At 74.0% G+C, this 8,575-nt stretch carries 6 protein-coding genes; 4 read left to right on the top strand and 2 right to left on the bottom strand.

Annotated features, from left to right (window positions below):
- Window positions 1-18: 18 nt before the first annotated feature.
- The 4 genes from TR46_RS30745 (at window position 19) to TR46_RS30730 (ending at window position 6,178) form a co-directional block, all read left to right on the top strand.
- Entirely contained in the window at window positions 19-1,212 is a 1,194-nt protein-coding gene (locus TR46_RS30745) for a cytochrome P450 (protein ID WP_042408045.1), read from the top strand.
- Between the two features lie 99 nt (window positions 1,213-1,311).
- Window positions 1,312-2,469 carry an NAD(P)/FAD-dependent oxidoreductase gene (locus TR46_RS30740; RefSeq protein ID WP_042408068.1) on the top strand — a complete coding sequence of 386 codons (1,158 nt, stop codon included), beginning with the start codon at window positions 1,312-1,314 and terminating at the stop codon, window positions 2,467-2,469.
- Window positions 2,466-4,904, top strand: a complete 2,439-nt coding sequence (locus tag TR46_RS30735) for a non-ribosomal peptide synthetase (protein ID WP_052433230.1) — start codon at window positions 2,466-2,468, stop codon at window positions 4,902-4,904. The genes TR46_RS30740 and TR46_RS30735 overlap by 4 nt, the downstream gene beginning before the upstream one ends.
- Window positions 4,905-4,942: 38 nt before the next feature.
- Window positions 4,943-6,178, top strand: coding sequence for a cytochrome P450 (locus TR46_RS30730; protein WP_042408042.1), 1,236 nt, complete (start codon window positions 4,943-4,945; stop codon window positions 6,176-6,178).
- A 98-nt stretch (window positions 6,179-6,276) separates the two neighbouring features.
- On the opposite strand, the gene TR46_RS30725 is transcribed toward TR46_RS30730, so the two are convergent.
- A complete protein-coding gene (locus TR46_RS30725; protein ID WP_042408041.1) occupies window positions 6,277-7,074 on the bottom strand; it encodes a thioesterase II family protein in 798 nt (265 codons plus the stop codon).
- The coding region (locus tag TR46_RS42740; protein WP_369406016.1) for an alpha-hydroxy-acid oxidizing protein at window positions 7,071-8,575 on the bottom strand (1,505 nt) is incomplete at its 5' end. The genes TR46_RS42740 and TR46_RS30725, both read right to left, overlap by 4 nt.

Raw genomic sequence — 8,575 nt, 5'->3', positions numbered from 1 at the left:
GAGCGAAGGAGCGAACCGATGAACGGTCCCATCGGCAAGTGGGACATCCACCCCATGCACTTCTGGCTGCGCGGCACGCGGCCGGAGCAGCCGGTCCGGTACGACGAGGCGATCGGCATGTGGCACGTCTACGGCTACCCGGAGGTGCTGGAGATCCTCGGCGACCCCGGGACCTTCTCCTCCGCGGTCGCCACCCGCTTCGTCCCCCCGGAGCAGGCCGCCGTCGCCTTCGACGGCAACCTGACCCAGGCGGACCCGCCGGACCACCAGAAGCTGCGCAAGCTGGTCGGCCGGACCTTCACCCTGAAGATGGTGGGCGAGCTGGAGTCGCGGATCGCCGCGCTGACCCACGAACTGCTCGACGGGATCCACGGCAAGCGGTTCGACCTGGCCGAGTCGCTCGCCTACCCGCTGCCGGTGATCGTCATCTGCGACATGCTCGGCCTGCCGCGCAGCGACCGGGAGCAGCTGAAGGAGTGGACCGACCAGTCCCTGCTGGCCAGCACCCAGCTGAGCACCCTGGCGGGCGACACCGCGCTGGAGGAGTCGCTGGACACCCAGGCCGAGGCCGCCATGGAGCTGGGCTTCTACCTGCTGGAGCAGGTCACCGACCGGCGCCGGCGGCCCCGGGAGGACCTGTTCTCCAAGCTCATCGAGGCGGAGGTGGACGGGGAGCGGCTGACCGACCGTCAGATCGTCAACTTCGGCAACCTGCTGATCTCGGCCGGCCACATCACCACGACCATGCTGCTCGGCAACACCGTCCTGTGCCTGGACGCCTTCCCCGACGTCGACGAGCGGGTGCGCAAGGACCGGTCGCTGGTGCCGGGCCTGCTGGAGGAGTCGCTCCGCTACCTGAGCCCGCTCGCGGCGGGCTACCGGGTCACCACCCGCGACGTGGAGATCGCCGGGGTGCGGGTGCCCGAGGGCGAGGTGCTGGAGGTCTGGTTCTCGGCCGCCAACCGCGACCCCCGGGTGTTCGAGGACCCGGACGTCTTCGACCCGGCGCGCAGCCCCAACCCGCAGATCGGCTTCGGCCGGGGCATCCACTTCTGCCTCGGCGCCCCGCTCGCCCGGCTGGAGGGGCGGGTGGCCATGAACATCCTGTTCGACCGCTTCCCCGCCCTGCGGGTGGACCCGGACGACCGACCGGCCTTCCTCACCTCCCCCGAGTTCACCGGGGTCTGGCGGCTGCCGGTCCGCGTGGACTAGGCGATCCGGCCGCTGGGGCCGGCGCAGGACAAGGAGCATCTTTTGACCCACTACGACGTGATCGTGGTCGGCGCCCGCTGCGCCGGGGCCCCGGCCGCGATGCTGCTCGCACGCGCCGGCTACCGAGTGCTCATGGTCGAGCGCGCGGCCTTCCCCAGGGACACCCTGTCCACCCTCTACATCCATCAGCCCGGCGTCGCCGCGTTGGCCCGCTGGGGCGTGCTGCCCGAGGTGGTGGGCACCGGGGCGCCCGCCCTGGACAACGTCCGCTTCACCCACGGGGACATCCGGCTCGACGGCTGCTCCTGGGCCGCCGAGGGGCAGCGCGCCGCCTATGCGCCGCGCCGCCACCTGCTCGACCCGATCCTGGCCCGGGCCGCCGTCGCGGCGGGCGTCGAGTTCCGTGAGAACTGCCCGGTGAGCGACCTGGTCTTCGAGGACGACCGCGTGGTCGGGGTCCGGCTGGGCGCCGGCGGCCAGGGCGCCGTGGAGCGGGCCGCGCTGGTGGTCGGCGCCGACGGCATGCGCTCGACCGTGGCGGCGAAGGCCGGGGTCCCGGCCGTCGTCGAGGACCCGACCCTCACCTGCGCCTACTACTCGTACTGGTCCGGTCTGGAACCCGGGTTCCGGCTCTTCGAGACGCCGGGGCACTGGGTCGGCACCGTGCCGACCAACGACGGGGCGACGCTCGTCGCCGGCTACCTCCCGCAGGACCAGTTCCACAGCGTGCGCGGCGACGCGCTCAACGCGCTGCTCGCCAACGTCGAGAAGACCGCCCCCGAGCTGCGCGAGGAGATGGCCGGCGGCGCCCGTCTGGAGCGCGTCCACGGCACCGGTGACCAGCGCAACTACTTCCGGCAGGCGACCGGCCCCGGCTGGGTGCTGATCGGGGACGCCGGCCACCACAAGGACTCGATCACCGCGCGCGGCATCACCGACGGCTTCTACCAGGCCCAGCTGCTCGCCGACTGCATCGGCGACGGCCTGCACGAGCCCGGCCGGCTCGCCGCCGCGCTGGAGGCCTTCGCCGCCCAGCGGCTGGAGGCCCTCGAACCGGAGTACCGGGCCACCCTGAAGACCGCCCGGCTGGCTCCGCCGGCGCACCACCTGGACCTGCTGCGCACCATCGCCGGCAACGCCGAGCTGACGGACCGGTACTTCTCGACGCTGTCCGGCGTCTGCCCGATCGACGAATTCGTCACCCCCGAGCTCCTCGACCTGATGGAGGAGACGGAAATGAAAGGACTGACGGCATGACCGCCGACGACCAGCCCGCACTGCGCCTGCCCACCGACCGCCCCCGGTCCCGGGCACGGAGCGCCGCTGCGGCGCGGCTCGGGTTCCAGGTCCCGGCCCAGGCCGTGCGCGGTCTCGCCGAGGCGGCCGAGGCGTGCGGGGGCACCCTGCTCGCAGGTCTGCTGACGGCCTGTCAGGTGCTGTTCTCGCGCCACACCGGACAGGAGGACCTGGCGCTCGGCACCCCGGCCGGCGCCCTCGGCGACCCGCTGCTGCTGCGGGCCCGGGTCAGGCCCGAGGGACTGTTCACCGAGCTGCTCGCCGAGAGCTGCGCGGCCCTCGCCGAGGGGCTCGCGCGGCAGGACGCGCCCGGCGAGCCCGGCGAGCCAGGCGCCGAGGCGGTGGTGCTGCTGCGCGGGAGCGCCGGACCGGCGCCCGCGCCCGGCGCGCCCGCGGAGTACGACCTGACGGTGGAGTTCACCGGGACCGGCGACGGCGGCCTGCTCGGCGAGCTGGTGTACGACAGCGCGCTGTTCGACGCGGCCACCGTGCAGGTGCTGGCCCGGCACCTGGTGGTGCTGCTGACCGCCGCCGCGGCCGACCCCGCGCTCCCGGTGGCGGAGCTGCCGCTCGCCGACGCCGAGGAACTGCACCTGCTCACCACCGGGTGGGCGGTCAACCGGTCCCCCTTCCCCGCGGACCGGTGCGTGCACGGCCTGGTCGCCGAACAGGCCCGGCTGCGCCCCGAAGCGGTCGCCGTCACCGCCGGCCTGGAGGCGCTGACCTACGCCGAACTGGACGCCCGGGCGAACCGGCTGGCCAACCTGCTGGTCGGCGACGGCGTCCGGCCCGGCACCTTCGTCGCCGTCTGCCTGCCGCGCGGTCCCGAGCTCGTCACCGCGCTGCTCGGCGTCCTGAAGGCCGGCTGCGCCTACCTGCCGCTGAACCCCGACTACCCGGAGGACCGGCTCGGCTTCATGCTCTCCGACGCCGCCGTGCCGCTGTGCCTCACCGAGTCCTGGCTGACCGGCAGACTGCCGTCGGCCGGCACCAGGATGATCGCGCTGGACGAGCTGGACGAGGTGCTGGCCGCGCTGCCGGCGCAGGACCCGGGCGTCGCGGTCACCGCCGACGACCCCGCCTACCTGATGTACACCTCGGGCTCCACCGGCACCCCCAAGGGCGCCGTGATCGGCCACCGCTCGGTCGTCCGGCTCTTCCGCAACGCCGACTGGATGTCCCTGGGCCCGGAGGACGTGATGGCCCAGGGCTCGGACGTCACCTTCGACGCGGCCACGCTGGAGATCTGGGGACCGCTGCTGGCGGGCAGCCGGATGGTCGTCGTCGACAAGGACACCCTGCTGGACCCGGCCGCACTCACCGCCGTGCTGCGCCGACAGGGCGTCACCACGCTGTTCGTGACGACCGCCGTGTTCAACCAGATCGCCGCCGCCGACCCGCACGCCTTCGGCGCGCTGCGCCAGGTGCTCTTCGGCGGCGAGGCGGCCAACTCGGTACGGGTGGCCGAGGTGCTGGCGGCCTCCCCGCCGCAGCGGCTGGTGAACCTCTACGGGCCGACCGAGACCGCGGTCCTCGGCACCTGGCACCTGATCCGCGCGGCCGACCCGGACATGCCCGTCCCGATCGGCCGCCCCGTCGCCAACACCACGGCCTACGTGCTCGACGAGCAGCTGCGGCCGGCGCCGGTCGGAGTGGCCGGCGAGCTGTTCATCGCCGGCCCCGGGGTGGCCGCGGGCTACCTGAACCGGCCGGGGCTGACCGCGGAGCGCTTCCTGGACAACCCGCACGGCAGGGCCCCGGACCACCGGATGTACCGGACCGGCGACCTGGTGCGCTGGACCGCCGCCGGAGTGCTGGAGTACGTGGGCCGGGCCGACCACCAGGTCAAGGTCCGCGGCTACCGCATCGAGCCGGGCGAGATCGAGCTCGTGCTGCAGCAGCACCCGGAGGTCGGGGTGGCGCTGGTGCTGGCCCTGGCCGACGGCGACCACAAGCGCCTGGTCGGCTACGTGACCCCGGCCTCGGCCGACGCGCGGCCGCAGTCGGCCGAGCTGCGGGAGTTCGTGTCCGCCCGGCTCCCCGAGCACATGGTGCCGTCCGCCGTGGTGTGCCTGGCCGAGTTCCCGCTGACGCCCAGCGGCAAGGTCGACCGCAAGGCCCTGCCGGCCCCGGAGCACTCCGCCGCCCCCTCCGCCGCCCAGGAGCCCCGCACCGAGGCCGAGCGGCTGCTGGTCGGGATCTGGTCGGAGGTGCTCGGCGTCCCGTCCGTCGGGGTCACCGACAACTTCTACGAGTTGGGCGGGGACTCCATCCTCGGCATCAGGGTCGTCGCCAGGGCGAAGCGGGCCGGGCTGGTGATCACCGCCAAGGACGTGTTCCGCAGGCAGACCATCGCCGAACTCGCCACCACCGCCGTACCGGCGGACGCCGCCTAGGGCCAGGCCCTAGCAACCGCCCCGAGGAGAGATACCCCATGACCGCGCCCGCCCCGACCGTCCCGGCCGCCGACCCGGCCGCCTTCGACCTCACCGACCCGCAGACCTTCCTCGACAACGACCCGCACCGGATGTGGCAGCCCTTCCGCGAGCACAACCCGGTGTTCTGGCACCCGGCCCGCGGCGAGCGCCCCGGCTTCTGGGTGCTCACCAAGTACGACGACATCATGGCCACCTACCGCGACAACAAGCGGTACACCTCGGAGCGCGGCAATGTGCTCAGCACCCTGCTGCTGGGCGAGGACTCCGCCTCCGGCCGGATGCTCGCCGTCACCGACGGACCGCGGCACCGCGAGATCCGCAACCTGATGATGAAGTCCTTCTCCCCGCGGGTGCTGGCGCCGGTGGTGGCCAACGTCCGCTCCCGCACCGACCAGCTGGTCGCCGCCGCGGTGGCGAAGGGGGAGCTGGACTGGGTGACGGACGTCGCCGACCAGGTCCCGATCCACAGCATCGGCGACCTGATGGGCGTCCCCGAGGAGGACCGCGAGCAGCTGGTGGACTGGAACGCGCAGACCCTGTCCCGCTACAGCGCCGAGGACAGCGAGACGGAATCGCTGATGGCCCGCAACGAGATCATCTACTACATCTCCAGCCTGCTCGCGGAGCGCCGGCGCGACCCGGGCGAGGACGTCCTCAGCACCCTGGCCACCGCCCTCATCGACGGCGTGCCGCTCACCGACGAGGAGATCATCTACAACACCTACAGCCTGCTGCTGGGCGGCGACGAGTCCAGCCGCGCGACCGCCACCGGCGCCCTGCTCGCCTTCAGCGAGCACCCCGACCAGTGGCGGCGGCTGAAGAACGGGGAAGTGGGCCTGGACAGCGCCACCGAGGAGGTGATGCGCTGGACCACCCCCACCATGCACTTCGGCCGGCACGCGCTGACCGACGTACCGGTCCGGGAGCACACGGTCAGGGCCGGCGACATCGTCACCCTGTGGAACGCCTCCGCCAACTTCGACGAGGACGCCTTCGCCGATCCTTACGCCTTCGACCTGGGCCGCACGCCCAACAAGCACGTCAGCTTCGGGCACGGCCCGCACTTCTGCCTCGGCGCCTACCTGGGCCGGGTCCACCTGACGGCCCTGCTGGAGGCGCTGTGCGCCAGGGTCGCCGACAGCGAGGTGCTGGGCGAGCCCACCAGGCTGTTCTCCAACTTCGGCCACGGCTGGAGCGGCATGCGGGTCAGGCTCACGCCCGAACAGGCCTGAGCGCACCGCCCGCGCACCGGAAGGGCCCTGCCGATCGCGGCGATCGGCAGGGCCCTCGTGCGCCGGGGATCCGGCGGGCCGGCGGTCCGGCGGCCGGGTCAGCGGCTGCCCACCAGCGCCTCCGAGGTGAAGGCCCGGAGGTCGTCCCGGATCGCCCGGGCCACCTCCTGCTCGCGCGGCTGGAGGTAGAAGTGGCCGCCCTCGAAGAACCGGGCGCTGAAGGCCGCCGCCGTGTGCTCGCGCCACCGCAGCAGGTCGGCGGCCGGCACGCCCTGGTCGTCCTTGCCGGAGTAGGCGCTGATCGGGCAGCGGGTCATGCCGTCGGGCGCGCCCCGGTACAGCTCCGACGCCTTGAAGTCGGCGCGCATCGCGGGCATCACGGCGGCCATCAGGTCCTTGTCGGCCAGCAGCACCGCCGGGGTGCCGGACAGCGCGGCCATGCTCCGGGTCATGTCCTCGTCGTCGAGCAGGTGCACGCCCTTGTTGGTCTGCAGCGACGCCGCGCCCCGGCCCGAGACGATCAGGCCGGCCGGGGCGTGCTCCAGGTCGAGGCGCTCCAGCCGCAGCGCGACCTCGTAGGCCACGGTGGAGCCCATGCTGTGGCCGAACAGGACCAGCGGGCGCCCGTCCAGCCAGGGGAGCAGTGCCTCGACGGCCCGGTCCGCCATCTCCCCGATGTCCTCCAGGCAGCGCTCCGCCAGCCGGTCCTGCCGGCCGGGGTACTGCGCGACCAGCACGTCGGCGTGCTCGGACAGGGCCTTCGACAGGCCGTAGTAGCCGGTCGCCGCGCCGCCGGCGTGCGGGAAGACCACCAGCAGCGGACCGTCCTCCGGCGCCTGGTGGTACTGCCGCAGCCAGCCCGTGCAGTCGTTTCCGCGTCTGCTGGACGTCGTCATCCCCGTACTCCGTTCTCTCCGGTGTTCTCCCCGGTCCCGCGGGACCCGGAGGTGTCTGCCTGGTGAAGGGGGCGCCCGCCCGGTGCGACCAGGCCGGCGCCGATGTCGGCGAGGGTCGCGCAGCCGGTGAGCGCCAGGGCCAGGTCCAGGTCGGCGAGCAGGCACCGCAGCACGTGCTCGACGCCCAACTGGCCGTCCAGACCGAGCCCGTACACATAGGGCCTGCCGTACAGCACCGCGTCCGCCCCGAGGGCGAGCGCCTTGACCACGTCGCTGCCGGTGCGGACCCCGGAGTCCAGCAGCACCGGGACGTGCTCGCCGACGGCGGCGCGCACCGCGGGCAGCGCGTCCAGGGCGGCCACGCTGCCGTCCAGTTGGCGCCCGCCGTGGGTGGAGACCACCAGGCCGTCCGCGCCGCGCTCCAGTGCCAGCCGGGCGTCGTCCGGGTGCAGGACGCCCTTGATCAGCACGGGCAGGCTGGTCAGCCGGCGCAGCCAGGACAGGTCGTCCCAGCCGAGCGCGGGGTTGGTGGCGATCTGCGCCCAGCGCAGCACGGCCGCCCGGGCGTCGGCGTCGGCCGGCAGCCCGGCCCGGAAGGCGGGGTCGCCGGTGAAGTTGGCGATCCCGATGCCGCGGAGGAAGGGCGAGTAGGCGGCGTCGAGCTCGGCCGGCCGGAAGCCCAGGTGGGTGGCGTCCACCGTGACCACCACGGCGGTGTAGCCGCTCGCCTCGGCCCGGCGGACCAGGGACTCGGCCACCGCCCGGTCCGCGGGCAGGTAGAGCTGGAACCAGCGCGGGGCGCTGCCGGACTGCTGGGCCACCTCCTCCAGGGAGCGGGAGGAGAAGCTCGACAGCACCATCGGCAGGCCGGCCGCCGCGGCGGCCCGCGCGGTGGCGGCCTCGCCCTCGGGGTGCGCCAGCGTCTGCGCGGCCAGCGGCGCCAGCAGCACCGGCGCCGGCAGGCGCTGCCCGAACAGGGACACCGCCGGGTCCGGGCGGGTGACGCCGCGCAGCACCCGCGGCACCAGCCGCACCCGGTCGAAGGCCTCGCGGTCGGACCGGCCGGTCGCGCCGCTGCCCGCCATCCCGGCCAGGTAGGCGTAGGCCTCCGGCGCCAGCACCTTGCGCGCCGCGGCCTCCAGCGCGGTCGGGTCGGTGGGGAGCTGCGGCCTGCGGCCGGCCAGCCCGGCCGTCAGGATCTCCCGTACCAGGTCGGCGGGGGCGGCCCGGGTGCTGCCGGCCCGCACCCGGTCCTCGCGGATGTGGCGGGTGAGCACGGCAGCCGTCTCCGCCGCCCGTTCGATCAGTGAGAAGTGGCCGCCGGAGAGGCTCTCCACACCGTGTCCCTGCTCGGTGTGCCGCCCCCAGTCCTCCATCTGCTCCAGGGAGTTCTTGGGGTCCGCCGCCGCCAGGAGCACGGTGAGCGGGGCCGCCACCGCGGCGCCCTCCTGGCAGCGGTAGCGGCGCAGCGCCCGGTGGTCGGAGCGCAGCAGCGACACCA

Origin of the sequence: Streptacidiphilus carbonis (assembly GCF_000787775.1) — a bacterium.
GTDB classification, from domain to species: domain Bacteria; phylum Actinomycetota; class Actinomycetes; order Streptomycetales; family Streptomycetaceae; genus Streptacidiphilus; species Streptacidiphilus carbonis.
This window is presented reverse-complemented; position numbering and strand designations above follow the sequence as displayed.

Bases quoted from the DNA above. Each gene is read 5' to 3' on its own strand.
- TR46_RS30745 (WP_042408045.1), top strand. From the start codon at position 19: ATGAACGGTCCCATCGGCAAGTGGGACATCCACCCCATGCACTTCTGG.
- TR46_RS30740 (WP_042408068.1), top strand. From the start codon at position 1,312: ATGCTGCTCGCACGCGCCGGCTACCGAGTGCTCATGGTCGAGCGCGCG.
- TR46_RS30735 (WP_052433230.1), top strand. From the start codon at position 2,466: ATGACCGCCGACGACCAGCCCGCACTGCGCCTGCCCACCGACCGCCCC.
- TR46_RS30730 (WP_042408042.1), top strand. From the start codon at position 4,943: ATGACCGCGCCCGCCCCGACCGTCCCGGCCGCCGACCCGGCCGCCTTC.
- TR46_RS30725 (WP_042408041.1), bottom strand. From the start codon at position 7,074: ATGACGACGTCCAGCAGACGCGGAAACGACTGCACGGGCTGGCTGCGG.